We start from the raw sequence: 25,752 nt of genomic DNA on the forward strand, positions 1-25,752 counted from the left end.
CCGGTCAGCGGGCATTGCGGCAGGTCAGGGCGTAATGCTTGGTGGTATAACCCCAGCCGGCGTTGGCGATCTCCAGATAGCGCGCCAGCTTGGCGGCCAGGCCCGGTTCGTGCGCGTCGATCCGCTCGGCGGCCGCCTCCACGTTGGCGATCCAGTCGTCGATGGTGCGGCGGTAGTCGTCGGTGAGATCGTCCACCGCGTCGATCGCGAACCCGGCATTCTCGGCACCGGCCACCAGTTCCGAGAGCGGGCGCAGCTCACCGAATCCGAAGATGTCCGAACGGATGAACCGGGTGCCGGTGCGATCGTCGAACGCGGCGCGAGTCCTGGCGCTGCGAAAGCAGCTCTCCGACACGTAGAGCATGCCGCCGCGGCGCAGTGTGCGCCGGGCGCGGGCGAACGCGGTGTCCAGATCGGGCATGTGCACGATCGACCCGAGCATCGTGACCGCGTCGAAGGCGCGTGCGGGCAGTTCCAGCTGCTCGAAGTGCGCGACCTGGGTCCGCACCCGGTCGGTGAGCCCACGCGCGGCGGCCTGCCCGGCGATGTATTCGTGCTGGCGCGGCGCGGGACTCACGCCGACCGTCTGACAGCCGAACTCCTCGGCCATGAACAGGATCAGCGAACCCCATCCGCAGCCGGCGTCGAGTACCCGTTCGCCACCCGAGAGACCGAGCCGCCCCGCGACGAACCGCAACTTGTGCCGCTGCGCCTGTTCGAGGGTGTCGGTGTCGCTCAGGTACCGGCCGGAGCTGTATTTGCGCAGCGGGTCGAGGAATTCGCCGAAGACCTCGGGATCGAGGTCGTAGTGCTGGTTGGTTTCGGCGACCTCGATCACGCGGGAACCTCCGCCAACGCCCGGTGCACCACGGCCGCCACGTCGGCGAGGGTGGACATGCCGAACACGTCCTGGTCGTCGAGTTCGATGTCGTAGGTGCGCTCGATGCGGGCCACCATGCGCAGCACGCGCACCGAATCGACGCCCACCACACCACGCAGGTCGACGTCGGACCCCAGTTCGGCGGCGGGGACGCCGATCTCGGCGGTGGCGATCTCGGTGACGGTGGCCAGGATGTCGGCGACGGTGGAGGTGCTCATGGGCGTCCGTTCTGGGTTGAGATGGCGTGCTCGAGCCGGGCGGCGTCGGCGTCGTCGAGGGTGAGAAGGTGGCGGACGTCGCCCAGGGCGAACGGCCGATAGGTGGCCGTGGCCGACGCGCAGAGTTCGTCGTCCACGTCGTGGATTTCCGCGCTCGCCGTGATGACGTCGGCCTCCGCGCGGGAGATGGTCGCGGTGCAGTGGTAGTCGTGGTCGACCCGCAGCGGCGTCAGGTAGCGGGTGCGCATCGAGATGGTGAAGGCAGGCACCCCGCGCTCGACCATGATCACGTTGGCCATCACCTCGTCGCAGATCACGCCGACCAGACCGCCGTGCAGGACGCCGGGATACGACTCGAAGGACCGAGTGGGGCGGAAACCGGCGCGCAGACCGTCGGGGTGGCGGGTGAAGCGCAGCCCCAGACCCGCCGGGTTGTGCGGCGAGCAGCCGAAGCAGTGGTAGTCCGGCACCGCCTCCCATGGCAGCCGCACCGCGAGGTCGGGGGTGTCCGCGCGGGCGGGCTCAGGGGTGCGCATCCAGCTCAGGCGATCGCATCGGCCAGGGCGCGCCGCACCCGGGCATTGGTGGACAGGTCGAGTCCGGTGATACCGGCGAACGTGCGCCGAACCTTGTCGTGCAGCACCGCGAGCTCGCCCTCGGCCGCGATCTGTTCCAGGAACAGTTCGAAGCCGGTGTCGATCGTCTCGTGCTCGCCGAGTTCGGTGAGGCCGGATTTGAACGTGCTCACCGGATGCTTGATCTTGGCTTCGGAACTGTAGACGTAGAGCGTTTCCAGCACCGACGCCAACTCCTCGGGTCGCCGGGCGAGCCGCTGCGTGGTGTAGTGGATGAACTCCCGAGCGTGGCCCGCCTCGTCGCGGCTCGCGTTCAACAGCAGCCCCTCGAGCACCGGCTCGCGCACCCACTGCGACACCGCGCGATAGACGTGGTTGACGGTGAGCTCGGAGATGATGTTGGTGGCCAGGGTCGCCGACGGCGTCGTGCCCGGCGCGTACGGCGCACGCATCGCCCCGACCGCGTTGTCGTCGACGCTCTCGCCGACCGCGGCCAGCCAGGACCGGAACGCGTAGTGGTGCTGCACTTCCTGGTAGCCCCACACCACGGCGAAGGTGGAGAAGTCGTAGTCGTCGACGAATTCGTTGAGGAATCCGTGCACGGCGGCGATGACATTGGATTCGCCCATGGTGGCGCTCTTGGCGAGAGTCACGTACTCGGGCCGGACCAGCGCGGGGTCGATGGCGTCGAGGTCGAGGTCACCCAGCCGCCAGTGCTGGCGCTCGTAATGGCGGAAGACGTCGTAGCTGTGCATGGTTGCTCCGAATCTGTCTCGGTGGCGATCAGTTCCCTGGCGGCCAACCGCCGGAGTTTGCCGCTGCTGGTTCGGGGGATGCTGCGCGGCGCGACCGGATACACCCGTACCGCGGTCAGGCCGAGCCGGGCGGCGATCCGTCCGGCGATGGCGGTGCCGAGTTCCTCGGTGGCGGTGGCCGCGAGGTCCGTTTCGGCGATGACGACGATGGTGTCGCCGCCGTCGGGGTCGGCCGCGGCGATGCAGCGGCCCTTGTAGACGCCGTCGAGATCGCGGACGGCGGCCTCCACGTCGTGGGCGTAGTAGTTGACCCCGCGCACGGTGATCATGTCCTTGCTGCGGCCGGTCACATACAGCTCGCCCGCGCGCTGATAGCCCAGATCGCCGGTCCGCAGCCAGCCCTCGGTGAACAGCTCGGCGGTGGACGCGGGGTCGGCGGTGAGGTAGCCGTCGGTCACCGACTCGCCACGAATGAGGATCTCGCCGACCTCGCCGTCGGGCACGGTCGCGCGCGAGTCGGGGTCGACCACGCGTAACCGCAGGCCGGCGACCGCCGTGCCGACGCCCGCGACCGCCCTGGCGCCCTCGGCATCGGGGGAAACCCGCTGTGCCCTGGCGTAATCCGACAGGGTCACGCGGTCGACCCAGTCGAAGACGGGTTCGCGGCCGAGCGGCGGGAAGGTGACCGCGAGGGTGGCCTCGGCCATGCCGTAGACCCCGAACATGGCCGCGGGGTCGAATCCGGCCGGTCGGAAGCGCGCGCAGAACTCGCGCACCACCGTGTGGACGATGGGTTCCGCGCCGTTGAAGGCGATCCGCCAGTGCCGCAGGTCGTAGTCGGCGGCGCGATCCGGCGGTACGGCGGCCAGCAGGGTCTCGTAGCCGAAGTTCGGCATCGCGGAGATGGTCGACCCGCTGGCGGCGAATTCGCGCAGCCACCGCTCGGGATCCTTGACGAAAGCCGTCGGCGACCACAGATGCGCCGGGATGCCGCGCAGGATCGCCGACAGCGTGCCGATCAGGCCCATATCGTGGAACAACGGCAGCCAGAACCCGCCCTGGTCGGCCGGTCCGAGGTCGATCCCGGTGCGGATGGCGGCCAGCCCGGCCAGTACCTGCCGGTGGGTGAGCCGCACACCCTTCGGCGCGGCGGTGCTGCCCGAGGTGAACTGCACGACCGCCACGTCATCGGGATCGACCCGGGGCAGCTCCGCCGTCGTCGTCGATTCGGCGAACAGGGCGGCGGTATCGAGGAATTCGACGTCCATCGCCGCCCGCAGTGGGTCGACGAGGGCGGCGAACTGCGGCGATACCAGGATGGTCCGCATCCCGGCGGCGGCGACGATTCCCGCCAGACGCGCCGGGTAGGAGGCCAGTTGGCGGGCACCGGCGGGCAGCGGCAGCGGGGTGGCCGCCCCGCCCGCGGTGGTGGTGGCGAACAGGCCGATGAGGAACTCCGGCGCGTTCGGGCAGAGCAGACCGACCGGCTCACCGCGCCCGATGCCGCGCGCGAGCAGCGCCCCGGCGGCGGCGACGGATTGTCGCTGGAGTTCGGCGTGGGAGAGCGTCGACTGCGACAATGACCAGAACGTGGTGCGAACCCGCGGGTGCGCGATCGCGACCTCGGCCAATCGCTGATGCAGCGTCAGGTCCGATGCGGACGATGTCATTGCTGTATGACAAAGGCCTCAGGTATCCAGACCCTGAACGATCCGTTAAATGAGCGCTCCGATAGCAGAGTCCGCTGCGGCAATAGCAATACCGCGAATTCCCTTGGGCGCTCGACTATTTCCGATTCGCCGCCAGCAGTCCGCCGAGGCTTTCCACCGCCGCGCGGGCATTGGCGATGCCGATGCGGGCGACGATGACGGGCGAGAACAGCGCGCTGGGTTTATCGACGAGTCCCATGACCCGGTACAGGGTGGTCGCGACGGCGGTATCGCGCTCGGCGGCGATCAGCACCGGATCGAGCGCCGCGACGGCGGCCCGCACCGGCAACGAGGCACTGGCGCTGACATGCGGCATGGCACCGTCGGCTATCACGGTGAGCAGCCAGGCGTTGTCGATCTCGGGCGTGACCGCCGTGTAGAACCGCGCGGCAAGGTTCTTGTCACCCTGAGCGAGGCACTCACGCAGCACGGCCATCTGGATCGCGGCGACCGTCATGCCCTGGCCGTAGACGGGGCTGAAGCTGCACAGACTGTCACCGACCGCGAGCAGCCCCTCGGGAAAACGATCGAGTCGCTCGTAGCGGCGGCGCAGGTTGGCCTTGTAGCGGAAGGTCGAGATGTCGCCGAGCAGTTCACCGTCGGCGAGGGCAGCGAGGACGTCGGGTGGGGCGATGCCCGCGGCGAAATCGAGGAATCCCGCCTGGTCCTTCGGCGGTTCCTCGCCGTCGTGGCCGATCAGCGTCAGGATGTGGCGGTCGCCTTCGACGGCGAACAAGGCGAGAGCGCGCGGGGGCAGATCGCGGACACCGATGGTGACCAATTTGTCGTGGGGCAGTGCGTGCGGCGGCAACTGGATGACGGCGCTGCGGTACACGATGTCGATCGCGGTGCCTTCTTCGGCCGGGCGGTCGTAGCCGAGCTTGTCCAGCCAGGAGGGGACGACACCGGCACGGCCCATCGAGGCCACCACGAGGTCGGCGTCGATGGTTTCGCGCGCACCGTCCGAGCGGTCCACGATCCTCACCCCGGTGATCCGCGCTCCGTCGGCGCTGACAACGGGCGCACCGGCATCGCACCTGTCGCGAATGGTGACGTTGGACAGTTTCTCGACTCGTCGGCGAAGGTGATGCTCGAGGTGCGGGCGACTTGCCTGAAAAGCCTTGTGCCCGGTCGATACTCGCTTGAGCGTGCGACCGGCCATCGTGAAGCTGACTTCACGGAGTGCGTCGCATTCGACCACACCGCTGGTTCGCAGGTCCTGTCCGAACCCGGGGAACAGTTCCTCGATGATGTCCTTGCCCCGCGGCAGCAACCCGTGCACGTGGCGCCCCTGCGGGACGCCCTTTCGCGCCTCGGAATCCGGGGCCAGGGCATCGCGCTCGATCACCGTCACCGTCGAGTAGGCCTCGCTGAGCACCCGAGCCGCCAGCAACCCCCCGATGCCCGCGCCCAACACGACCGCGTGCTCGCCGATTTTCCGCATTGTCCTACCTCCGAACGTCGTTGTTCCGAGTCCAGTCCATGGAGCGAATCACGAATCCATCACTGAGACTGATTGCGAATGTAGTCTCAGTGAGGACGCGGTCGCAACCGGTCGCCGTGGGGAGCATGCAGAATGACCGGCATGACCAATGCGACACAGTCGTCCTCGTTGCTCGTGGACACCGCCTTGGCGATGATGGCCGAGACCGGCCTGGACAACCTGACACTGACCGAGCTCGCTCGCCGCGCGGGCGTCTCCCGCGCGACGGCCTACCGCGAGTTCGGTGACAAGGACGGGCTCATCGCGGCCGTCAGCAAGATCGAGGTCGCCCGTATGGTGAGCGCCGCCTACCTCGAGATCGACATGTTCGCCCCGGTCGGGCAGCTGGCCAAAGACGCTGTGGTCTTCGCCATCCCGTACCTGCGCCGACACCCGGTGATCTCCCGGCTGCGCGATCAGGAACCCGGATGGCTGATCGATGTCGCGATCGAACACGAAGGGTCCGAGCTCAACCTGGTCGAAACAGTCGGCACCTTCATCGCACCGCTGCTGGCGGCCCGCGACGACAGCGCGACACTGGCGGTCTCACCGGTCCAGGCGGCCGAGATCGCCGTCCGTACCGTGCTGTCGCATGTGCTGATCAAACGCAGCAGCCTGACCGACGAACAGGTCGGCGACGCGGTCGCCCGCGCGATCAGCCGTTAGCGGATCCGATCCTGAGACGAATAGCGGTATTTGCATCAGCCTGCGAGCCCGATGACCTCGGCGGACCAGCGCAGGATTTCACCCGTTCCGGGGGATACGGGCCGAGCGAGGACAGCTCTACCGTCGAACCATGACCACTTCACATCCCGTCCGCCGGGGCCTGGCCGTGGGCATCACCATGCTCGCGGCGACCGCGCTGTTGATCTCGGGCACCCTGAGCATCCTGCGCGGCATCGCGGGCATCAACGAAGACGAAGTATTTCTGATCCCCGGTGACTACGTGTATCAGCTCGACGTCAGCTCCTGGGGCTGGATCCATCTCGTGCTCGGCGTGCTCCTCGTAGCCGTCGCCCTCGGGATGATGGTGACCGCGACCTGGGCCCGCATCGTCGCCTACGCCCTGGCCGGCCTGTCGATCATCGCCAATTTTCTGTCCCTGCCCTATTACCCGTGGTGGTCGGTGATCGTCATCGCCGTCGACATCCTCGTGATCTGGGCAATCGCCACCTGGACCCCGAACCGAGCCTGAGCTCCGCCGATCGAAGGGATCCCCATGTCGCGAAAGCGCACGCACGTTCCTCAGGTCTCCCCCGCCTATACCGGCCGGATGTCCATGGCCCCGGTTCCCGCGCTGCGGATGCCCGAGGAATGCATGGATCCTGACGTCGCCTATCGATTCATCCACGACGAACTGATGCTCGACGGGAGCAGCAGACTGAATCTGGCCACCTTCGTGTCGACGTGGATGGATCCGCAGGCCGAGCGGCTGATGGCGGAGACGTTCGACAAGAACATGATCGACAAGGACGAGTACCCCGCGACCGCCGCGATCGAGCAACGATGCGTGTGCATGGTCGCCGATCTGTTCCACGCCGAGGGTCTGCGCGACGACGACCCGTCCAGCGCCATCGGGGTGTCGACGATCGGGTCCAGCGAGGCGGTCATGCTGGCCGGGCTCGCCATGAAATGGCTGTGGCGCGAGAAGGTCGGCGACGGATGGAAGGGTCGCACACCGAACATGGTGATGGGTTCCAACGTGCAGGTGGTGTGGGAGAAGTTCTGCCGCTATTTCGACGTCGAACCGCGGTATCTTCCGATGGAGAAGGGTCGCTACGTCATCACCCCCGAGCAGGTACTGGCCGCTGTCGACGAGAACACCATCGGCGTCGTGGCTATCCTCGGCACGACGTTCACCGGCGAACTGGAACCGATCAGTGACATCTGCGCGGCGCTCGACACACTCGCCGCCGACGCGGGACCGGACATCCCGGTGCACGTCGATGCGGCCAGCGGCGGCTTCGTGGTGCCCTTTCTGCATCCGGAACTGGAGTGGGACTTCCGGCTGCCGCGCGTGGTCTCGATCAATGTCAGTGGCCACAAATACGGATTGACCTATCCCGGTATCGGATTCGTGGTGTGGCGCGGTCCCGAGTACCTGCCCGACGACCTGGTCTTCCGGGTCAACTATCTGGGCGGCGACATGCCCACCTTCACACTCAACTTCTCCCGGCCCGGCAATCAGGTCATCGGCCAGTACTACAACTTCCTCAGACTCGGCCGCTTCGGCTACCGCAAGGTCATGGCTTCCCTCTCGCAGACCGCGCGCTGGCTCGGCGACCAACTGCGCGAGAGCGGACGCTTCGAGGTGATCACCGACGGCTCGGCGATCCCCGTACTCAGCTTCCGGCTGTCCGGCGATCCCGGCTATACCGAGTTCGACGTCTCACACGAGTTGCGCGCCTACGGCTGGCAGGTGCCCGCCTACACCATGCCCGACGATGCCACCGATATCTCGGTGTTGCGCGTCGTGGTACGCGAAGGGTTCTCGGCGGACATGGCCAGGGCGTTGCACGACGACATCACCGCCGCGCTGGGGCACCTGGACACGCTCAAGCCCAACGGCTACTTCGACCGCCTGAAGCCGTTCGCCCACTAGCCTCGCCAGGTCGGCTCGTCGTCACCTCCGTGGTGGCTGTAGGTGGTCCTTCGCGAACACCGCCGTCACATAGTCGACGAGGTGGAGACGGAGGGCGGCGGGCCAGTCGGCCGAGAGATCGTCGATGTCCACACCGAGCGCCTTCTCGACTTCCCGCAAGACGAAGGGCAGCGGAATGCTCTCGCGCGAACAAACCTGTACGGCGTACTCCAATTGATCCACGACATCGCGGAGATGAGCGGTCTCGCTATCCTGAGATTCAGCGCCGAGAGCCGAAAGCCGGTATTCCCGATTCTGTGAAATCTGATCGCCGCCTTCGTCATTGCGCCATCGCGCGATGCCACCGATATCCTCGTTCATCAATCCCCCTGCCGAAGTAGTTCCACGCCAGTGCTCGACCGTACGCGAATTTTCGCAGAAAATGAAGAGGTAGCCGGAATTTTTATAGCTAATTAATAGCTAATCAAGGTCACTTTGTGAGCCACACCAAAGCATGTGATCTGCACGAGATCTGTAACGCCACCGACAACAACACCGCCGATTTCGCATTCGGCTGCGAAGTCACTTGCGGCACAGAATAATCCGACTTCTCCGCTCAGAATTCGTCGTACCGCGCTGCCCGCGCTCGGCCACCGCCGCGTCATTCGTCGAATATCGCGGTGAGCAACTCGCCGCCATCGGCCGCCCGTCGCGAGCCGACACCGATGCCATCTCGGCGATTTGTGGTACTTCACAGACCCTGCCCAGGTTCTCGGTACGCCGTCGCCGTGACCATAGGGTCGACAGATGGCGAGTCACCCGAAAATCAACCGGCGCGACGCGATCCAGTGGGCGGCGACCGTCGGCGCGGGCCTGGCACTGACCGGTCTCCCGGTCTCCGCCGCCGCTGATCCGAACGTTCGATACCACGGATACTCCCCCGAGGATCGCGCCCAACCGTACGCGAAGTACATGGCCACGCACACCGATCCCGCCCCGGCTTCGGTCGCCACGGCCTATAGCCGCAGCCCGACGCCATCGGAGCAGATTCCCGAGTTCTCCGCACTGGCGAGCGATCTCGCACCGCGCGGTGTCGCCGCGGTGGAAACCGGCTACGGACACACCACATCCGGCGTGGTCTGGGTCGCGGTCCATACCGAGATGCCCGGCGTCACCGCCGCAATGTGGGACTGGTGGTTCGCTTGGCACACTGTGGAATCCGCGCGCTACAAACTGTGGCACCCCGACGCTCACCTCTACTGCGGAATTGCCCGAGACCGGTCGGCCGAGCGGATCTGCGACCGCGAGAAATACATCGGCAACATCGCCTATGTCGACGAGTACATCGGCCCGAAACTCCAGCAACTCGCGATCGCCTTCACCGACCCACGTGTGCACGGCTTCGACGTCCCCGATCGGCACACGATCATTCTCGGACGGGTCGGCAGCATCGTCGCACCGGTCGATCTCGGGTGGCTGGCGCACCAGGTGAGGCCGACACCCGCCGGTTGCGAGATGCGCAGCCGCTTCTACCTCAACCTCCACGGTCTGCACCGACCCGACCTGGCCCGTGCGGCGCAAGCGATCGAACGCGGGCCCGCTGTCGATCCCCGGGACCTCGTCCTCGATGTCGACCTCGCCCGGGAACTACTCCTGCACTGCGGTCAGGAAATGAACCATCTGGCCGGATTTCTGCCGCAGCTCTACCACGAATTCTCCCGCTGACACCGACCTCGCCTCCACAGAAACCTTTCTGAAGTTAATTATCCGCAATAGATATTTAATTGTGGATAATGAAATTCGCCACGCTCGGATTTGCGATTTCAACAACAGGAACCTGAGAACAGGTTATATTTTTCGAACACCCATTTTGCGGTTGGACAACCCGTCATACCGCTGCTCGATATTTCCTGGAGATCGCCATGAGATCGACCTCTTCCCTTTTTCGCGCCGGATTTCTCGCGCCGGTGGCCGTCGCTACCGTCTTCTGTCTGGCCGCACCGGTAAATGCCGCCCCCGTCAGCGTGAACTGGAGTTGTCGGGGCACAGTCCTCGGCATCGGCCAGAATTCGAGCATGAACACGTCGGTGACCGGCACCGCACCGGCCTCGGCGGCGTCGGGCTCGGCGGTGGCCATCACGATCACACCGGGCTCGTCGTCGGTTCCCAGCTCGGCATCCGGCTTCACCGTGAACAACATCAACAACCTGAAGATGACCATTCCGACGCCGGCGAATTCGACAGTGGTCTCGGCTACCGTCTCCGGGGGAACCGTGGCGGGCACTGTCGCGACGTCGGGCGGCAATGTCGTGCTGACCGTGCCGGGTCCGATCGCCGGCGGCACCAGTTTCACCCCACCGGCGGTGACCATCAATGTCACCGCCGGTGCCGCCGGGACATCGATCACCAGTAAGTACGCGGGGACCAGTTACACCAGTCCCGGCATGACCATGACGACCAATGTCGCCTTTGTCGGCAATGTCGCGACATCGTGCTACCCGAACCCGTCCCCGACCCTCACCACCACCACTGTCGTCTGAGCCCGCGCACGGGTGCCGATGAACGATGACCGGTGTCCCGTGACGAACATGCCCGGACCGGGTCGCAACAGCGGCCCGGTCCGGTCTCATCGGGCCACGCGAGACGCGCATCCATCCGATAGTGGTTGCCCTGCTTATGGTTTGGCGTAGACAGGCCATCTCGATCGAATAATCCGATGCGCGGTATCGCCTCCCCCGCTGTGTCGTACAGTGCATGTCCAGCACAGCCACGGCCGCTTCGCTGACCGCAGCGATGCCGCTGTCGTGATGTTCGTCAGCCGCGCTTCACCGCTGCCGGTCGATCGTTTGACAGGAGCCTCCCCATGGGAAAGCCCGGGTGCCCGACAACCAGCGAACCCGCCCGGATCTCGGTCGAGCTCAAAAGGGCGCTGGAGTTCTATCACGGCAGTGTCGAGGATCTGATCCGCGAATTGATCAGGGTGCTGGGCGTGAACGAGACCGATCGGCGGGCACTCGAGATCGTTTTGCTCGAAGAGGAGAAGGCCACGACCCCGGGAAGGCTCGCGCAACGGCTCGGCCTTACCGCGGCCGGCGTCACGATCATGCTCAACCGCCTCGAGAAACAGGGCTATATCGCGCGTTCCCTACACCCGACCGATCGTCGTCGCGTGATCGTGATGGCCACCGAACTCGCGGCCGATCGTGTTCAGGAACTCGTCGTTCCCATGATCGTCGAGAGCTACAAGATGTTGCTGAACTATTACGACACCGCCGAACTGGAAATAATCGCCGACTTTCTCACGCGTGCGGGCGAACTGCAACGCATTCACCGGCAGCGGCTGCGCGAAGTAGATCCCTACTCGCGCCCCTGAGAACACGCATATCGCGCGGTGTTGCCGCCGGTGTGCGGCGGTCGCCTCAGTTCGAGGAAGAAAGCAGGAATTCACATGCGAACACCGCGGCGACAGCTGTCGCGTGCCGCCTTGGCGGTCGCATCAGCGACCACGGTTATCGGGATCGCGCTCTTGATGAGAGCGGATTCGAACCCGCCGGTGTGGGCGAACAGCGCGGAGACGTTCTCGGGCGAACCCACCACACAGACCTCCGACCACAGCGCCGATCCGAGCCTGTCCGGTGTGACGACCACGAGCCCGATATCCGACCCAGCGAGCGAGGTGTCCGCACCCGACGACGTCGCGGATGCCGACCCCGCCGTCGGGGCCGAGACCTCACAACCCGATGCCGATTCCCCGACCACAGCCGGCTCGACCGAGACGACGGCAACCGTGACGACGGAGCCCTCGTCGGCGAACTCGACGGTTGTCTCGGCAAGCGCGAGTTTCTCTGTCACAGCCGGCCTTTCGGTCCAGGTCACCTCCGCTGTGCCGGACACGGCAACTGCCACCTCTCCTCCGGTGTCCACGGTGACCGTCGCCGTGACAGCGACTGACACGTCGACGACCACGGTGACAGCCGATCCGAGCACGGTGACGGTGTCGGCCGATCCGTCCACTGTCACCGCCACGTCCGCCACCGCGGCCCCGACTGCCACGACAACGTCATCGACAGGCACGACAACGCCGACTTCGACCACGACGCCCAGGTCACCGCAGGCATCCACCACCTCGGCTCGGCCGACGACGAGCACATCGCCGACCACCAAGCCCCCGACCACCACGAAGCCGCCACGTCCGACTCCATCGATCGCCCATCCACCGACCACAGCGTCGAAATGACCGCAGCCGACTTCCGTGGGTCGGTGGCGGACCGCGGCGACGCCGAGTGTGCGAGGGTGGAGGACATGACGGTAGAACGGTTCGAAGTGCAGCGGCAGATCTCCGCGTCGCCCTCGGAAATCTTCACACTGCTGTGCTCCCCCGACGGGCACGTAGCCATCGACAGTTCGGGCATGCTGCAATCGGCGGAGGGAAAGCCCGTCGCGGGCGTCGGCGACGAGTTCATCGTGCACATGGACCGCGAGTCTCTCAACGACTTTCCGATGGGCAAATACGACGTCACGGTGATCATCACCGAATTCGAGCAGGACACGCATCTCGAGTGGACGATCTCGGGCGCCATCCAACCGCCGATCGAGCACCTGTACGGCTATCGCCTCGAACCCAGCGACACCGGCACCCTGGTCACCTCGTACTACGACTGGAGCAAGATCGCGCCCCGCTACCGCGAAGCGGCGATCTTCCCGATCATTCCCGAGGCGGCCCTGCGCGCCACGCTCGGCATCCTCGCCCGCACCATCGCGCGGTAGGCCCTCCCGGACCCGGCTACGGTTTGCGGCCGACGCCACCGACGATGCAGTTGCGGACGTCGGAGAGGGGGGTGAGGTGGGGGCCGTCGGACCACCAGTCGTCGCAGCGGACCAGGCCGGGTTCGACCATGTCGAGAGTGCCGAACATGGCCTGGATCTCGTCACGAGTGCGGAAGCGACCGCTGCCCATCGGGCTGTGGATGAACTTCTCTTCCATCTTCCGGGCCAGATCGCTGTATTCGGCGGTTTCCGGGTCGTGGAAGTGGGCGATCGCGACGAACGAGCCCGAGGGCAGTGCGTCGATGTAGGTCTGCATCAGGGCGGGGGCGTCGTCGCCGAGGTAGTGGTGCAGGGTGCCGATATGGAACAGGGCCAGCGGACGGGTGAAATCGAGTTCGCGGCGAACCGTCTCGTTGCCGAGCACCGACAGGGGGCGGAAGATGTCGGCTTCGGCGATGCGGGTGCGGCTGTTGCTGGCCAGTAATGCCTGCGCGTGGACGAGAACCGACGGGTCGTTGTCGACGTAGACGACCTTGGACTCGGGGTTCACCCGCTGGACCACCTGGTGGGTGTTCTCCGCGGTGGGCAGACCCGATCCGAGATCGAGGAACTGGTCGATACCCGCCCTGGCCAGGAATCGGCAGGCGCGGATCAGGAAATCACGGTTGGCCCAGGCCAGGTCGTTGACCTGCGGAGCGACGGTGCGAACCTGGTCGAGCACCGCGCGATCCACATCGTAGTTGTCCTTGCCGTTGAGCGCGGCGTCGTAGACCCGAGCGATACTCGCCCGGGTGGTATCGACCCCGACCGGCACAGAGCTGGGGTACGCGGCAGAAGAATGCGACATCGAGAGCGCCTTTCGAACATCGGAGCCGACTGGACGAACTCAGCCTAGAGCATCAGTTTCGTTGGCAGACAACCCAATCCGATCCCCTTCGGGTCGGCCGCGAACCTGGTGCCCAGAGTACCCGTATCAGTGGACTCCTATTCCCACGTCCCTGCCGGTCCCAGGATTCGAGCATGATCCAGATGCTCGTAACAGGGCCGAAGCCCGAATCCGTGGCGGGCAGGCGTTCGATCGCCGTGCTCGTCGTCATCCTCACCGGCCAGTTCATGACAGTGCTCGACGGCTCCATCGTCAACGTCGCGATCGCGGCCATTCGTTCCGACCTCGATACCGGCGGGGCCGCACTGCAATTGATCGTCGCCGGGTATGTGATCGCGTACGCGGTGTTGCTGATCGGTGGTGCGCGCCTGGGCGATCGGTTCACCCAGCGACGCACCTTCATCGCGGGCCTGGCGGCGTTCACCCTGGCCTCCCTCGCCTGCGGGCTGGCATGGAACGAGTTCTCGCTCATCGTGTTCCGTTTCGGGCAGGGCGTCGGCGCGGCCGCGCTGGCGCCGCAGGTGATGACGCTGATCCAGCGCACGTTCACCGGGGCGGCCCGAGCCAGGGCCCTGAGCATCTACGCGGCGATCGTCTCCGGTGGTCTGCTGGCGGGCCAGATACTCGGCGGGCTGATCGTCGACGCCGATCTGGGCGGCACCGGTTGGCGCGGGGTGTTCCTGGTGAATGTGCCGATCGGTATCGCGCTGCTGATGCTGGCACCGCGGGTTCTGCCGGTCACTGTCGCGCGCACCGATCGCACGGTCGACGGGCTGGGCCTGGCGACGCTCACATCCACTGTCCTGTTGCTGGTCGTGCCGCTGGTGCTCGGTCGTGAGCTGGGGTTTCCGCTGTGGTCGTGGCTGTGCCTCGGGGCGGGGGCGCTCGGGCTCGCCGTGTTCGTTCTGGTAGAGCGGGCCGTCACCCGGCGCGGTCGCGATCCCCTGTTCGCGCCGCGGGTGCTGCGCGCGCCCGGTCTGCTCGCGACCGCCGTGACCCTGCTCATGGTGATGGGAACCTTCGGCGGATGGCTGTTCGTGAGCGCCCTGCACATGCAGAGCGACCTCGGCTACAGCGCGTTGCGGGCCGGCGTGCAGTTCTTGCCGATGGGGGTTACCTTCGCCGCGGCCGGGCTGTGCTGGCAGCGTATTCCGGCCGTCGCGCACGCGCGGATGATTCCGTTCGGGCTGGTATTGAGCGCGGCTTCGCTGGGCTGGCTCGCGTGGTTGTCGAGTGCGGGTGCCGGGATCGGAGCCGCGGCATCGACCGCGTTCGCACTGTTCGGCCTCGGCAACGGGCTGGCGTTCAGCCCGTTGATGACACGGGCGCTGGCCGCGGTGCCGGTGACCCTCGCCGCCGATGCCAGCGGTCTTCTCACCACCAGCGTGCAACTGGGGACCGTGGTCGGGATCGCGAGCATCGGGTCGGTGTTCTTCGAGCTGATGGGGACCACCGCGTCATCGGCGGCCGACGCGGTCGCGGTCGCGCAGCTGATCTGCGCGGGGACCGCGCTCGTCGCCGCCGCCTCGGCCGCGCTCGCTGTGCGCAGAATGCACTGATCGCCGGTCATCGACCCTGAACCGACGCGACACCTCGCGCGAGCTCAGGGCCGGTGACATCGTCGCCGGCTATCGAATCGAGCTGGTTCAGAGTTGGGCTTCGATCGCCGACACGACCTCGGGGGCGTCCGGGGTCGTGCGCGGACGGAAGCGGCCCGCGACGGTGCCGTCCCGACCGAGGAGGAACTTCTCGAAGTTCCACTGCACATCGCCGGCCGCGCCTTCGGCGTCGGCGGTCTCGACCAGCGCGGCGTAGAGCGGGTGCCGGTCGTCGCCGTTGACATCGGCCTTGGCGAGTAGCGGGAAATCGACACCGTAGGTGACCGAGCAGAACTCCTGGATCTCCTCGGCACTGCCGGGCTCCTGGCCCATGAACTGGTTGCTCGGGAAGCCGATCACGGTGAAACCGCGCTCGCCGTAGGCCTTCTGCAATTCCACCAGGGCGCCGTACTGCGGGGTCAGGCCACACTTGGAAGCCACGTTGACCAGCAGGACCGCCCGCTCGCCCGCCAGCTCACCCAGTGTGGTGTCCTCGCCCGCCAGGGTCTGCACCGCAATGTCTCGAATGTTCGCGCTCATCACATCACCACCAGATCTCGTCGATGTCGGTTCGATCGCCACCGTACCGGAGCCGGATCGGCGCGCAAGTGTCCCGCCGAGCGGGAGATTCTGTAACACGTTCTTGTTTTGTGGCCCGGTTCACGGCACCATTCCAAGGAGGGGCGGTGACGCCCGCACCCCGAGCACCGGAGGAAGCGCGTGAGCGACAAGCCATATCGGATCGATACCGTCCGCCCATTGCGCGCGAGCGAGGTGACGCAGTGGGATTTCGAAGCCGATGTGGTGGTTGCCGGTTTCGGCATCGCCGGCGTGTGCGCGTCGATCGAAGCAGCGCGAGCAGGCGCGAAGGTCCTCATCCTCGAACGGACGGGCGGCTGGGGCGGCGCGGCGTCGCTGGCGGGCGGATTCGTCTACCTCGGTGGCGGCACGCCACTGCAGAAGGCACTCGGATTCGACGACACCCCGGAGAACATGGCAGCCTTCCTCACCGCCGCGCTCGGGCCCGGCGTCGACGAGGCCAAGATCAACGACTACTGCGCGGGCAGCGTCGAGCACTACAACTGGCTCGTCGACTGCGGTGTGCCGTTCAAGGAATCATTCTGGGGTGAGCCCGGCTGGGAGCCTCCACACGACGAGGGCCTGATGTACTCCGGTGGCGAGAACTCCGCGCCGTTCCTCGACATCGCCGAACCCGCTCCACGCGGCCACGTTCCAGAGCTGGCGAACAAGAAGACCGGTGAGCGCGGCGGTGGCTACATGCTGATGAAGCCGCTGGCCGACACCGTCGCCGAACTCGGCATCGACGTCGAATACGACACCCGCATCCGCCGGCTCGTCGTCGACGACGAAGACCGGGTGGTGGGTGTGCTGGCCACCACCTACGGTAAGCCCGTCACCGTGCGGGCCGCGCGTGGCGTGGTCCTGGCCACCGGCAGCTTCGCCTACGACGCCGAGATGATCGACCGCTACGCCCCGCGCCTGAGCGGCAGGCCCGGCGCGGCCATCGAGGAACACGACGGCATCGGCATCCGGCTGGCCCAGGCGCTCGGCGCCGAGCTCGCGCACATGGACGCCAGCGAGGTGGCCATCTTCGGCGATCCGCAGATGATGGCGCGCGGCATCCTCGTCAACGGACGCGGTCAGCGATACGTCACGGAGGACACCTATCCCGGCCGGATCGGTCAGGCGACGCTGTTGCAGAACGACAACCAGGCCTTTCTGATCATCGATGAGAACTCGCTCGAAGAGGCGCTCGCGACCGAGAGTGCCACCCCGTTCTTCCGTTTCCAGCCCAAGTGGGTCGCCGAGACGGTCGCCGAACTCGAAGCCGAGATGGGCCTGCCCGCCCAGACATTGCAGACCACTATCGCCACCTACAACCAGCACGCCGAGCACGGCGCCGACCCGATACTGGGCAAGAAGCCCGAATGGGTTCGCCCGATCACGGGGGCGCTCGCGGGCTTCGACCTGTGCGGGTTCACCGCCGGATTCACCCTGGGCGGGCTGCGCACCGACCTGGATTCGCGCGTGCTGCACGTGAGCGGTGAGCCGATCGCCGGCCTGTTCGCGGCGGGACGCTGCACCTCCGGTCTGTGCGCGTACGGCTACGTCAGCGGAGCATCGCTCGGCGACGGCAGCTTCTACGGCCGTCGCGCGGGCAAGGCGGCGGCAGCGGGCTGACCGGCGTTCGACCCACCGCGAGGGTTCTGTCAGTACTCTGCTTGCAGCGTCACGCCCGACGACGAGTCCGGCTGGGCTCACGGTCTTTTCACACCCGGGAGCAGGCGCGCCGAACGACAGACGTAGTGCAGATCGGAGTTGGACAGTGCAAGCAGGTGGGACGTCCGCGGATTACGTGATCGTCGGCTCCGGATCCGCGGGGGCGGTGCTCGCGAATCGGCTCAGTGCCGACCCGAGCACCACAGTCGTGCTGTTGGAGGCAGGCCCCGATGACGACGACAAGTTCGCCCATATCCCGGCCGCGTTCTCGAAACTGTTTCGCAGCGAGCGTGATTGGGACTATCTGACCGAGCCGCAGGCGCAGCTCGGCGACCGCCGGATCTACTGGCCGCGCGGGAAGACCTTCGGCGGCTCGTCATCGATGAACGCGATGATGTGGGTGCGCGGCTTCCGCGCCGACTACGAGGAATGGGGGCTGCTGGCAGGCGAGAAGTGGAACTTCGCCGCCGCGGTGGAGCAGTTCCGCAAGATCGAGAACGTCCAGGACGCGCAGTTCCCCGACGAAGGTTCCAAGGGGCCGCAGCACGTGCAGCGCCAGCGCAGCCCGCGCGCATCGACACACGCGTTCCTCGAGGCCGCGCGCCAGGCCGGCCACGAGCTCGAATCGGCGAACCGACCCGCACCCGAGGGCTTCACCCAGACCATGGTGACCCAGCGTGACGGCAGGCGCTGGAGCACCGCGGACGGGTACCTTCGCCCGGCAATGAAGCGGGCGAACCTCACCGTGCTGGCGTCCTCGCTCGCCACCCGTGTGCTGTTCGAGGGCACCAAGGCGGTGGGCGTCGAGTACCGCAACGGCGACCAGACCCTGCGCATGACCGCGAATCGCGAGGTCATCCTGTGCGGTGGCGCGGTGAACAGCCCTCAGTTGCTACAGCTTTCGGGCATCGGTGATCGGGACGAGCTGACCGAACACGGCATCGAAGTGGTCGCCCACTCCCCCGAGGTCGGCGCGAACCTGCAGGACCACCTCATCTCGGCGCTGGGCTACAGCGTGGACACGGACTCGCTGTTCACCGCCGAGAAGCCGCTCGAACTGATCAACTACCTGGTCCGCCATCGCGGCATGCTCACCTCCAATGTCGGTGAGGCATACGGCTTCGTACGCAGCGAACCCGACCTCGAGCACCCCGATCTGGAGCTGATCTACGCACCGGCGCCCTTCTATCACGAGGGTCTGGTCGAAGCCACCGATCACGGCGTGGTGATCGGTGCGATCCTGCTCCGCCCGCGCAGTCGCGGCAAGATCAGCCTGGCCTCGGCTGATCCGACGGCCAAGCCGGTGATCGATCCGAGGTATCTGTCCGACGCCGAGGGCGCCGACCGGGCCGCGCTGACCGCCGGACTTCGGGTGTGTGCCGGGCTCGTGGAGCAGCCCGCGCTCAAGAGCGCGCTCGGCGCCCTGATCTACCCCCCGCAGGCGCCCGAGGACGTGGACGCGGCCATCGCGCTGTCCATCGAACAGTTCTCGCACACGCTGTACCACCCGGTGGGCACCTGCCGGATGGGCACCGACACCGCCAGCGTCGTCACGCCGGACCTGTTGGTCCGCGGGGTCGAGGGTCTGCGTGTCGCCGACGCCTCGGTGATGCCGTTGATCATCCGCGGCCACACCAACGCTCCCGCCATCTTCATCGGTGAACAGGCCGCGGACTTCATCCTCGCGCAGGCCTGACAGAGGCGAGCGTGGCGCGCGGGCAACCGCGCGCCACCTCCTTGCTCACGCTCTCGCGAGACCCAGCGAAGCCGGCAGCGGTTCGACCCGGGTCAGACGGCGGGAACGCGGGCGAATCCCAACGGTGGAGTCGGCGCGGGACCCGACCGCAGATCGTGGCGGAAGTCCGGGAGCAGCGGGAGCATGTCGACATTGCGGGCGGCGTAGCAGCGCACCATCGGCAGTGCTCGCGAGACCTCCGCGCGTTCGACCGGCTCGGCGTCGACGAACGCGAGCGAGTCGAGGCCGAGGCCGAGGGTGCCCGCGATCCGGACGATCGAGGCCGACTTGCGACCCCAGCCGACCTCGACCGCCGAGAACATGTCGTAGAGCCCGTGTCGGTACAGCGTGTGCAGCGTTGCGGCTCGGTCACCGCGCGTGGCGACAGCATGCAGCACACCGCGCTGGCTCAGTTTCGTCAGCGTGCACAGTGCCGGTGGGAGCGGCGTGGTGCCGGTCTCATCGTGGACGACACCCTCCCACAAGGTCTCGTTCAGTTCCCAGACCAGACAACGGACGGCAGGTCGCATGGCGCTGAACTCTACAACCACTCATAGCGAAGAACCAGACTTGTGACGGCTCACAACGTCGACTCCCAGCGGTGAGCCCCCTACCCATAACCTGACAATCCATTCCGGTTTCGTTTGCAGTTCGTTAGGGTGGGGTTCGCTGGACAGCGGGGGGTACAGCCGAAACTGGCGAAGGGAACAAAATGTCCGTCCACAATCCACCCCGACCGTCGCTGACCGTCTCGGGCAAGCCGATGTCATTGCCACTCAAGGACGTTCGCGCACTGTCGCGGCAGATGGTCGGCCATTTCGTCGCTACCGTCGCGCCCTGTGGCACGCTGCCCGGTGACGCCATTTCCGGCGATGTCACCACGATCACCCGGATCTGCCTCGAATTCGCGGTCGGCATGCTCGACGGGCGTGATGTTCCCAACCAGCTGCAACGCCTGCAAGAGGCAGCCGGCGCGTGGGCCAGGGAAGGTGTGCCGATCGACACGATCCACCACTCGATCGCCGAGGGCTTCAAGATCGGCCTCGACCTGGTGGTGTCGAGCGCTTCCGGCAATGATTTCGACAGCCTCGTCGGCGGGGTCAAGGTCGTGATGGAACTGCTCGACACCATCACCGCACAGATCTCGCTGGCCTATGTGCGCGAGCTGCGCGGCGTGGTCAGCGAACATCACACCGCCGTCCACACCCTCACCTCGGCACTGCTCGGCGGTCACAGCACCTCGACGATGGCCCGCGAATGCGGCATCACCATCGCCGAGAACTACGCGGTGTTCGCGCTGGCTATCCCCCAGCACCGCGAGGAAGCCAATCCGGCGTTGGATTCGAAGGTCGTCGCCCGGCGCAAACTGCGCCGGGTGCAGGCCGAGCTGGCCAAGCGCTGCGGCGACTCGGCCCTGTCGCTGCTCAGCGTCGACGGCGGGACGGTACTGATTCCCGCCGACGCCTTCGACCGCGAGGGATTGACCGCACTGGTCGCCCAGCTCTCCCAGGCCGCCCAGGTCGGCATCACCGCCGCTATGGTCGAAACGACAACCACCGGAGTTCCCGATGCCGCCGACCAGGCCCACGAACTGCTGGACATGGTGCAGCGGCTCGAGGTGACCTCCGGTCTGTACCGCTTCGATGAGCTCGCGCTGGAGTACCAGCTCACCCGCCCCGGGCCCGGTCGCGAATTCCTCGGCTCGCTGCTCGATCCGCTGGATCAGTACCCCGAACTGCTCGAGACCCTGCAGCGCCACATCGCCAACAACCTCAACCGCCAGCGCACCGCTCGCGTGCTGCACGTGCACACCAACACCGTCGACTACCGGCTCAAACGGATCGGCCAGCTCACCGGTTTCGATCCCACCCAGCCCTCGGGGCTGTGGTACCTGCGTTCGGCGCTCGTCGCGCGCAGCTACCGCGCCGTGCCGGCGGCCTGACCCACAGACGACGAAGGCGCTGCCCACCATGGTGGGCAGCGCCTTCGTCGCTGTCAGCGCACGCGCGTCAGATCGAACCGCCGCCACCGACCAGCCACGGGTTGAACGCGCAGGTCAACTGCGGGTTCTGCACCGGGTCGAGCGCGCGAAGCGCGATCGAGAGGGCACGCGGTGAGTACATCATCGTCAGGTGATCGGAGATGTCCTGCTCGCAGCCGTCCTGCAGCGTGATGTTGGTGACCGTCGCCCCGGGGCCTGCCTTCAGGAAGGTCAGTTCGTAGGGGTTGGTCACCTCGTCGTAGCGGGTGCCGACCACGGTGTAGTCGACACCGGCGACGGTGTCGCCGCCCGCGTTGAGCTTGTTGACGAAGTCCGAGCCGATGGTCTGCTGGATACCGGCATGCCCGACGAAGATCTCGATCGGACCCAGGATGTCGATACCCAGGTTGTTGATCATGCGGCCGAGGGCGCCGATGCCGTCGAGGCTGGTGCCGTGGTGGGTGGCGCCGAAGGTGATCAGCTTGTTGACCTTGGCCGCGCCGCCCTTGAACTTCGTGTAGTAGTTCGCCATCGCCCCGCCTTGGGAGTGCGCGACGATGTCGACCTCGTCGGCGCCGGTCGCCGCCAGCACACGATCGACGAAGGCCGCGGTCTGCGCGGCCGAATCCTCGATGTACCCGGTACCCATCACACCGGGCAGCAACGATCCGAGGCCGCCGCCTTCGACGAGGTTCGAGCGACCGTAGTTGAACGTGAACGTGCAGTAGCCTGCGTCCTTGATCGGTTGCCCCATGTAGGCGTAACCGTTGTAGGCGTTCATCCAGGTGCCGTGCAGCAGGACCACCGGGCGAGGATGGGCGGCGGTCGGTTTGCAGTTCCAGTCGTTCGTCCCGGGCGCGGCGGCATCGGGGTTGCCGAGACCGTAGGCGAACGCGGCGAGAAACGCTGTCGACTCCGGTCCGTACGCACCGGGATCGGAGGAGTAGCCGCCCGAGGAACCCGAGCTGGAACCCGAACCGCCGTAGCAGTTACCGGACCCGTTGCCGGATCCGGCGCCACTGCCGGAGGTGCACGCCGACCCCGACCCGGCGACCTGCCGACCTTCGGAGACGATGCCGGCGAGGTCCTGCTCGGTCGGCGCCGAGGTGGGAGCCGCGCTCGCCCCCGGTCCGGTGAGCGCCATGGAGAGGGCGCCGACTCCGGCGAATACCGCCGTGTGCAGTGCGCGCCTGCGACTGGGAGTTCTCATGTGTTGACTTGTCTTCCTGTGCGATTCGAATATTCGTCGCCCTTTTCCTGCCGGGAGACCGAATGGCTTGTCGAAACCGCCCAAAACATAAGCCGCGGAATTACTTACGAGACGATTGTCACGCGCGGTCTGGGCAGGTCACCACGGCCCGTCGAAAACGCCCATGACAGGGCACAGGAAAATGTTCAGCACTCGCTGCGCGCCGCGACTCCGAGCAGTCGTTGGTCGAGCCACAGCATCGCCTCCGGATAGCCGGTCGCCGCGCCGATGATGTGCTCACCGAGTACACCGCGATATACCGCGTTCGCACCGAGTTCGCACTGCTCATCGTAGAGTTTGCGGGCACCCTCGGCCGGAATCCACCACTCCTGGTCGCCGTTGTAGATGTAGAGCGGAGTCGTCGACCGCATCCCCTGCATCCGGGTGATCTCGTAGATGTCGATGGCCAGTTCCGAACGCAGCGGGTCGACGATATTGGCGCCGACATCGATCGGCAGGTGCAAGATTCCCGGCACCGCGAACACGCTGGCGCACGTATCTTTCATGAACGATGTCGTGACCCAGCGCCCGAGATTGTTCATCGCGGCGAGGATTTCGGGACGCTCGCGGCCGATCGCGAAGGTCGCGGCCATAAATATTCCGGACGCGAGATTGGCATTCATACTGCGCGACAGGATCTCGAAATCGGCGGGCACGCCGCCCAAGGCCGCGCCGACGATGACATCGGCCAGTTCCGGTGCGTAGGAACCGATCAGCTTGGCCGCACCGTGGGTGGCGATGGCACCCCCGGAATAACCGGTCATCGCGAAGCGGCTCTCGCCGTAGGCCGCGGGGTCGATGCCGCGCACCGCTCGGATCGCGTCGAGCACCGCGTGCCCGGCCACATACGGTTCGGCGTAGGCCATCCACGGGCCCTCGTGATCGGGCACCAGGACCGCGTACCCCCGCAGCACCGCCAGTTGGGTGGTCGGTGGAATGAACTCGGTCGAGCTGGACTGCGATGTCAGGCCGTGCGCCAGCGAGTAACCGGGAGTGCACTTGCGCCCGAGCGCGTCGATCGGCAGGTTGTTCACCAGCACGGGGCGATCCCCCGGCCCCGCCCACTCGGTGGCGGGCACGATCAGAGTCGCGGTGGCGTAGGAGGGCAGGCCGTGCGCGTCGTCGGTGCGGAATTTCAGCAGCGTCGCCGAACGGATCGGGACCAGGGTCAACCACGCCGCGGTGGCGGTGACGTCGCGGGATTCGATCAGATCGCCGGGCGACAACGTGTCGAGCCCGGTCGGCCACTGGTCGAAGATCGGATCGCCCACCGCCGACGGGAGCACCGCCGCGCGCAGCGCCGCGAGTTCGGCCGCCGGATCGGCGTTCGCCGGGATCGGTGAGGGAATCACCTGGTCGATCCAGCGCTGTAGATCGGGCAGGAAACCGGGTGTGCCCACCTGCGGCACCGGGAATTGCTGGGTCGGTTGCGGATCGGCAGCCGCGGTGCCTGCCGCGAAGGAGCAGAGCAGCAGCATCGAACCGACAAGTACTCGAACAGATCTCATGGCACACACGCCTTCGGGTGGCAACGGATTCGTCGATGACGTGCCACTATGCGGTGCTCCGCCCCCCGCCGAAACTCCCCCACCGAGCCGTCGTCAGATCTTTCACGCTACGGGGGCAAGCGTTCGGACTTCGGCGTTGTGCCCGAGTCGTGTGCGCAATGCCGCTGTATCGCAACAAGAATCGCTCGTAACGGCACACAACAGCCCGGATTCGCCTCGGGGCGAGCGGATCCGGGCCGATCGACTACCTGCTCAGCAGGTGCTGGGCGCCGGTTCACCCCGCAGCCTGGCATCGAGCCAACTCAGCGCGGCGGGAAGCCCGAGCACCGCCGCGGTCAAATGGTCCGGCGTCGGGGTCTGCCGACTGACGACCTTGGCGCCCGCGGCACACCAGCGGTGGGTGGTGGAGGTGATCGCGTCGACCGGAATGAGTCCGTCGATCGGCGAATGCCATTCGAAGACAGGCATTGTCGGTGTGCCCGGATACAACTCCAAGCTGTTCTCCTCCACCACGGCGCGCGCTTCGCGATCCTGCACCAGCGAGGTGGTGGCCGCGAAATCGAGGATGCCGTGCCCGGCTCCCGCGCCGAGGATGTCGTTGGTGCAGGCGTCGCGGATCGACGCGCGGGCGGCCAAGCCGCTGGCATTCATCTGATCGCTGATCGGAAACCGTTGGGGGTATTCGCGTTCCAGCCCGATCCCGGCGGCCAGCGCGAGGCCGAAAACCGGGTGCGAACCGAAGCCGAGCCCCTCGAGCATCGACACCAGGTTCATGGGCACCCCACCCATCGCCGCACCCGCGATCTCGAGCTCGGGCGCGTACTCGGGCTGCAGCGCCGCCGCCCACGCCGTCGCCATGCCGCCGCCGGAGTACCCGGCCATCGCGACCCGGCTGCCGCGCACCCGCAACTGCTCGACCTGGCGCACCGCGCGGATTCCGTCGAGGGTCACCTGGCCGCCCAGTTTCGCCGCGCCATAGGCGAAAGTGGGTCCCAGATGGTCGGGCACAGCCATCGTCCAGCCGCGTTTGAGCGCGTAGTTCCACGCCACCGCCTCGCGCACCATCAGGTCCGGATCGTCGGTGTAGAGGACCTTGGAGACCGAGCACCGGGTGCCGAGCCCGTTGATGATGTGCTGATAGGACAGCACCGGAGCGTCGGCGCGATGGTTGTCGGGCTGCAGCACCGTGGTCGTCGCGGCGATCGGGTCACCCGCGGAATTGGTGGAGCGGAACTGGATCAGGGTGATGGTGGTGTCGGGAAACATCGACAGCGACGGCATCTGTCGCACCCCGAGTACCTCACCGGGCTCGCGCCCGGCGAGGTCGGCCGGCTGGTCGTAGAAGGGGTCGGGGTCGGCAGTCGGATACAACGGTGCGCTGTGACCCACCGCGGCGGACCACACGGTGAGTACCGCTGCCGCCAGACCGAGCACGGCAGTTCGGCCCGGCCGAGCGTGCCGTGCCGCGGCAAACCGGATCATGCGGCTGTCCCTCCCGTGTCGCTGCTGTCGACAGCGATCTTCGCCGGTACCGTGGCTCCTCGTCGACGGGCCGCCGCGAACATCGGCGGAGCTCACAAACCCAC

General features: G+C 66.6%; 26 protein-coding genes. 11 read left to right on the top strand and 15 right to left on the bottom strand.

The window, feature by feature from the left end:
• Positions 1 to 4: 4 nt before the first annotated feature.
• The 6 genes from NA12_RS03405 to NA12_RS03430 all read right to left on the bottom strand — a co-directional run bounded on the left by NA12_RS03405 (position 5) and on the right by NA12_RS03430 (position 5,581).
• Positions 5 to 838, bottom strand: a complete 834-nt coding sequence (locus NA12_RS03405; protein WP_132369850.1) for an SAM-dependent methyltransferase — start codon at positions 836 to 838, stop codon at positions 5 to 7.
• Positions 835 to 1,098 (bottom strand): acyl carrier protein, encoded by a 264-nt coding sequence (locus NA12_RS03410; RefSeq protein WP_067445847.1) that lies wholly within the window; start codon positions 1,096 to 1,098, stop codon positions 835 to 837. The genes NA12_RS03405 and NA12_RS03410 overlap by 4 nt, the downstream gene beginning before the upstream one ends.
• Positions 1,095 to 1,634 (bottom strand): PaaI family thioesterase, encoded by a 540-nt coding sequence (locus NA12_RS03415; protein ID WP_067445849.1) that lies wholly within the window; start codon positions 1,632 to 1,634, stop codon positions 1,095 to 1,097. The genes NA12_RS03410 and NA12_RS03415 overlap by 4 nt, the downstream gene beginning before the upstream one ends.
• Positions 1,635 to 1,639: 5 nt before the next feature.
• On the bottom strand, positions 1,640 to 2,428 hold the full coding sequence (locus tag NA12_RS03420; RefSeq protein WP_067445850.1) for a ferritin-like domain-containing protein: 789 nt from the start codon (positions 2,426 to 2,428) through the stop codon (positions 1,640 to 1,642).
• Positions 2,323 to 4,098, bottom strand: a complete 1,776-nt coding sequence (locus tag NA12_RS03425; protein ID WP_084472324.1) for an AMP-binding protein — start codon at positions 4,096 to 4,098, stop codon at positions 2,323 to 2,325. The genes NA12_RS03420 and NA12_RS03425 overlap by 106 nt, the downstream gene beginning before the upstream one ends.
• A 115-nt stretch (positions 4,099 to 4,213) precedes the next feature.
• Positions 4,214 to 5,581 carry an FAD-dependent oxidoreductase gene (locus tag NA12_RS03430; RefSeq protein WP_067445851.1) on the bottom strand — a complete coding sequence of 456 codons (1,368 nt, stop codon included), beginning with the start codon at positions 5,579 to 5,581 and terminating at the stop codon, positions 4,214 to 4,216.
• 141 nt (positions 5,582 to 5,722) lie between these two features.
• Here NA12_RS03430 and NA12_RS03435 point away from each other — a divergent pair, with 141 nt between their 5' ends.
• The 3 genes from NA12_RS03435 to gad all read left to right on the top strand — a co-directional run bounded on the left by NA12_RS03435 (position 5,723) and on the right by gad (position 8,222).
• Complete coding sequence (locus NA12_RS03435; protein WP_067447417.1) at positions 5,723 to 6,286, top strand: TetR/AcrR family transcriptional regulator; 564 nt, start codon at positions 5,723 to 5,725, stop codon at positions 6,284 to 6,286.
• A gap of 130 nt (positions 6,287 to 6,416) precedes the next feature.
• Positions 6,417 to 6,815, top strand: coding sequence for a DUF7144 family membrane protein (locus NA12_RS03440; RefSeq protein WP_067445852.1), 399 nt, complete (start codon positions 6,417 to 6,419; stop codon positions 6,813 to 6,815).
• A gap of 24 nt (positions 6,816 to 6,839) precedes the next feature.
• Positions 6,840 to 8,222, top strand: a complete 1,383-nt coding sequence (gene gad, locus NA12_RS03445) for a glutamate decarboxylase (protein ID WP_067445853.1) — start codon at positions 6,840 to 6,842, stop codon at positions 8,220 to 8,222.
• A gap of 21 nt (positions 8,223 to 8,243) precedes the next feature.
• Here the strand turns inward: gad and NA12_RS03450 are convergent, their stop codons facing one another.
• Positions 8,244 to 8,582: a hypothetical protein gene (locus NA12_RS03450; RefSeq protein ID WP_067445855.1), complete on the bottom strand. Its 339-nt coding sequence runs from the start codon at positions 8,580 to 8,582 to the stop codon at positions 8,244 to 8,246.
• 426 nt (positions 8,583 to 9,008) lie between these two features.
• Here NA12_RS03450 and NA12_RS03455 point away from each other — a divergent pair, with 426 nt between their 5' ends.
• Positions 9,009 to 9,926 (top strand): DAPG hydrolase family protein, encoded by a 918-nt coding sequence (locus tag NA12_RS03455; RefSeq protein WP_165914800.1) that lies wholly within the window; start codon positions 9,009 to 9,011, stop codon positions 9,924 to 9,926.
• A 163-nt stretch (positions 9,927 to 10,089) separates the two neighbouring features.
• Here the strand turns inward: NA12_RS03455 and NA12_RS32950 are convergent, their stop codons facing one another.
• Positions 10,090 to 10,401 (bottom strand): hypothetical protein, encoded by a 312-nt coding sequence (locus NA12_RS32950; protein ID WP_132369851.1) that lies wholly within the window; start codon positions 10,399 to 10,401, stop codon positions 10,090 to 10,092.
• Positions 10,402 to 10,414: 13 nt separating this feature from the next.
• On the opposite strand from NA12_RS32950, the gene NA12_RS32955 reads away from it, so the two are divergent.
• Both NA12_RS32955 and NA12_RS03465 read left to right on the top strand, forming a co-directional pair.
• Complete coding sequence (locus tag NA12_RS32955; protein WP_243654892.1) at positions 10,415 to 10,741, top strand: hypothetical protein; 327 nt, start codon at positions 10,415 to 10,417, stop codon at positions 10,739 to 10,741.
• Positions 10,742 to 11,064: 323 nt separating this feature from the next.
• The gene (locus NA12_RS03465) at positions 11,065 to 11,574 is read left to right on the top strand and encodes a MarR family winged helix-turn-helix transcriptional regulator (protein ID WP_067445859.1); all 510 of its coding nucleotides are present in this window, start codon (positions 11,065 to 11,067) and stop codon (positions 11,572 to 11,574) included.
• Between the two features lie 71 nt (positions 11,575 to 11,645).
• Here NA12_RS03465 and NA12_RS03470 read toward each other — a convergent pair whose 3' ends face one another.
• Complete coding sequence (locus NA12_RS03470; protein WP_067445861.1) at positions 11,646 to 12,425, bottom strand: hypothetical protein; 780 nt, start codon at positions 12,423 to 12,425, stop codon at positions 11,646 to 11,648.
• 78 nt (positions 12,426 to 12,503) lie between these two features.
• On the opposite strand from NA12_RS03470, the gene NA12_RS03475 reads away from it, so the two are divergent.
• Entirely contained in the window at positions 12,504 to 12,968 is a 465-nt protein-coding gene (locus NA12_RS03475; RefSeq protein WP_067447421.1) for an SRPBCC family protein, read from the top strand.
• 16 nt (positions 12,969 to 12,984) lie between these two features.
• On the opposite strand, the gene NA12_RS03480 is transcribed toward NA12_RS03475, so the two are convergent.
• Positions 12,985 to 13,815, bottom strand: a complete 831-nt coding sequence (locus tag NA12_RS03480) for an SAM-dependent methyltransferase (protein ID WP_067445863.1) — start codon at positions 13,813 to 13,815, stop codon at positions 12,985 to 12,987.
• A gap of 173 nt (positions 13,816 to 13,988) precedes the next feature.
• Here NA12_RS03480 and NA12_RS03485 point away from each other — a divergent pair, with 173 nt between their 5' ends.
• Entirely contained in the window at positions 13,989 to 15,413 is a 1,425-nt protein-coding gene (locus tag NA12_RS03485) for an MFS transporter (protein WP_084472327.1), read from the top strand.
• An 87-nt stretch (positions 15,414 to 15,500) separates the two neighbouring features.
• On the opposite strand, the gene NA12_RS03490 is transcribed toward NA12_RS03485, so the two are convergent.
• Positions 15,501 to 15,992, bottom strand: a complete 492-nt coding sequence (locus tag NA12_RS03490) for a glutathione peroxidase (protein ID WP_067445865.1) — start codon at positions 15,990 to 15,992, stop codon at positions 15,501 to 15,503.
• Between the two features lie 180 nt (positions 15,993 to 16,172).
• Between NA12_RS03490 and NA12_RS03495 the strand changes: the two genes are divergently transcribed.
• Both NA12_RS03495 and NA12_RS03500 read left to right on the top strand, forming a co-directional pair.
• Entirely contained in the window at positions 16,173 to 17,654 is a 1,482-nt protein-coding gene (locus tag NA12_RS03495) for an FAD-dependent oxidoreductase (RefSeq protein ID WP_243654893.1), read from the top strand.
• A gap of 145 nt (positions 17,655 to 17,799) precedes the next feature.
• Positions 17,800 to 19,389: a GMC family oxidoreductase gene (locus tag NA12_RS03500; RefSeq protein WP_067445867.1), complete on the top strand. Its 1,590-nt coding sequence runs from the start codon at positions 17,800 to 17,802 to the stop codon at positions 19,387 to 19,389.
• 92 nt (positions 19,390 to 19,481) lie between these two features.
• Here NA12_RS03500 and NA12_RS03505 read toward each other — a convergent pair whose 3' ends face one another.
• Positions 19,482 to 19,958 (bottom strand): hypothetical protein, encoded by a 477-nt coding sequence (locus NA12_RS03505; RefSeq protein ID WP_067445869.1) that lies wholly within the window; start codon positions 19,956 to 19,958, stop codon positions 19,482 to 19,484.
• Positions 19,959 to 20,140: 182 nt separating this feature from the next.
• Here NA12_RS03505 and NA12_RS03510 point away from each other — a divergent pair, with 182 nt between their 5' ends.
• Positions 20,141 to 21,370, top strand: a complete 1,230-nt coding sequence (locus NA12_RS03510; protein ID WP_067445872.1) for a PucR family transcriptional regulator — start codon at positions 20,141 to 20,143, stop codon at positions 21,368 to 21,370.
• A 67-nt stretch (positions 21,371 to 21,437) separates the two neighbouring features.
• Here NA12_RS03510 and NA12_RS03515 read toward each other — a convergent pair whose 3' ends face one another.
• The 3 genes from NA12_RS03515 to NA12_RS03525 form a co-directional block, all read right to left on the bottom strand.
• Positions 21,438 to 22,619, bottom strand: a complete 1,182-nt coding sequence (locus NA12_RS03515; RefSeq protein ID WP_067445874.1) for an esterase/lipase family protein — start codon at positions 22,617 to 22,619, stop codon at positions 21,438 to 21,440.
• Positions 22,620 to 22,804: 185 nt separating this feature from the next.
• Positions 22,805 to 24,166 (bottom strand): lipase family protein, encoded by a 1,362-nt coding sequence (locus tag NA12_RS03520; protein WP_067445876.1) that lies wholly within the window; start codon positions 24,164 to 24,166, stop codon positions 22,805 to 22,807.
• A gap of 252 nt (positions 24,167 to 24,418) precedes the next feature.
• Positions 24,419 to 25,648 carry a lipase family protein gene (locus NA12_RS03525; RefSeq protein WP_067445878.1) on the bottom strand — a complete coding sequence of 410 codons (1,230 nt, stop codon included), beginning with the start codon at positions 25,646 to 25,648 and terminating at the stop codon, positions 24,419 to 24,421.
• Positions 25,649 to 25,752: the final 104 nt, after the last annotated feature.

Origin of the sequence: Nocardia alba NBRC 108234 (genome assembly GCF_001612665.1) — a bacterium.
GTDB lineage: Bacteria > Actinomycetota > Actinomycetes > Mycobacteriales > Mycobacteriaceae > Nocardia > Nocardia alba.

Excerpts from the sequence above, each read along its gene's own strand:
- NA12_RS03410 (WP_067445847.1), bottom strand. The coding sequence starts at position 1,098 with ATGAGCACCTCCACCGTCGCCGACATCCTGGCCACCGTCACCGAGATC.
- NA12_RS03415 (WP_067445849.1), bottom strand. The coding sequence starts at position 1,634 with ATGCGCACCCCTGAGCCCGCCCGCGCGGACACCCCCGACCTCGCGGTG.
- NA12_RS03420 (WP_067445850.1), bottom strand. The coding sequence starts at position 2,428 with ATGCACAGCTACGACGTCTTCCGCCATTACGAGCGCCAGCACTGGCGG.
- NA12_RS03425 (WP_084472324.1), bottom strand. The coding sequence starts at position 4,098 with ATGACATCGTCCGCATCGGACCTGACGCTGCATCAGCGATTGGCCGAG.
- NA12_RS03430 (WP_067445851.1), bottom strand. The coding sequence starts at position 5,581 with ATGCGGAAAATCGGCGAGCACGCGGTCGTGTTGGGCGCGGGCATCGGG.
- NA12_RS03435 (WP_067447417.1), top strand. The coding sequence starts at position 5,723 with ATGACCAATGCGACACAGTCGTCCTCGTTGCTCGTGGACACCGCCTTG.
- NA12_RS03440 (WP_067445852.1), top strand. The coding sequence starts at position 6,417 with ATGACCACTTCACATCCCGTCCGCCGGGGCCTGGCCGTGGGCATCACC.
- gad (WP_067445853.1), top strand. The coding sequence starts at position 6,840 with ATGTCGCGAAAGCGCACGCACGTTCCTCAGGTCTCCCCCGCCTATACC.
- NA12_RS03450 (WP_067445855.1), bottom strand. The coding sequence starts at position 8,582 with ATGAACGAGGATATCGGTGGCATCGCGCGATGGCGCAATGACGAAGGC.
- NA12_RS03455 (WP_165914800.1), top strand. The coding sequence starts at position 9,009 with ATGGCGAGTCACCCGAAAATCAACCGGCGCGACGCGATCCAGTGGGCG.
- NA12_RS32950 (WP_132369851.1), bottom strand. The coding sequence starts at position 10,401 with ATGTTGTTCACGGTGAAGCCGGATGCCGAGCTGGGAACCGACGACGAG.
- NA12_RS32955 (WP_243654892.1), top strand. The coding sequence starts at position 10,415 with ATGACCATTCCGACGCCGGCGAATTCGACAGTGGTCTCGGCTACCGTC.
- NA12_RS03465 (WP_067445859.1), top strand. The coding sequence starts at position 11,065 with ATGGGAAAGCCCGGGTGCCCGACAACCAGCGAACCCGCCCGGATCTCG.
- NA12_RS03475 (WP_067447421.1), top strand. The coding sequence starts at position 12,504 with ATGACGGTAGAACGGTTCGAAGTGCAGCGGCAGATCTCCGCGTCGCCC.
- NA12_RS03480 (WP_067445863.1), bottom strand. The coding sequence starts at position 13,815 with ATGTCGCATTCTTCTGCCGCGTACCCCAGCTCTGTGCCGGTCGGGGTC.
- NA12_RS03485 (WP_084472327.1), top strand. The coding sequence starts at position 13,989 with ATGATCCAGATGCTCGTAACAGGGCCGAAGCCCGAATCCGTGGCGGGC.
- NA12_RS03490 (WP_067445865.1), bottom strand. The coding sequence starts at position 15,992 with ATGAGCGCGAACATTCGAGACATTGCGGTGCAGACCCTGGCGGGCGAG.
- NA12_RS03505 (WP_067445869.1), bottom strand. The coding sequence starts at position 19,958 with ATGCGACCTGCCGTCCGTTGTCTGGTCTGGGAACTGAACGAGACCTTG.
- NA12_RS03510 (WP_067445872.1), top strand. The coding sequence starts at position 20,141 with ATGTCCGTCCACAATCCACCCCGACCGTCGCTGACCGTCTCGGGCAAG.
- NA12_RS03515 (WP_067445874.1), bottom strand. The coding sequence starts at position 22,619 with ATGAGAACTCCCAGTCGCAGGCGCGCACTGCACACGGCGGTATTCGCC.
- NA12_RS03520 (WP_067445876.1), bottom strand. The coding sequence starts at position 24,166 with ATGAGATCTGTTCGAGTACTTGTCGGTTCGATGCTGCTGCTCTGCTCC.
- NA12_RS03525 (WP_067445878.1), bottom strand. The coding sequence starts at position 25,648 with ATGATCCGGTTTGCCGCGGCACGGCACGCTCGGCCGGGCCGAACTGCC.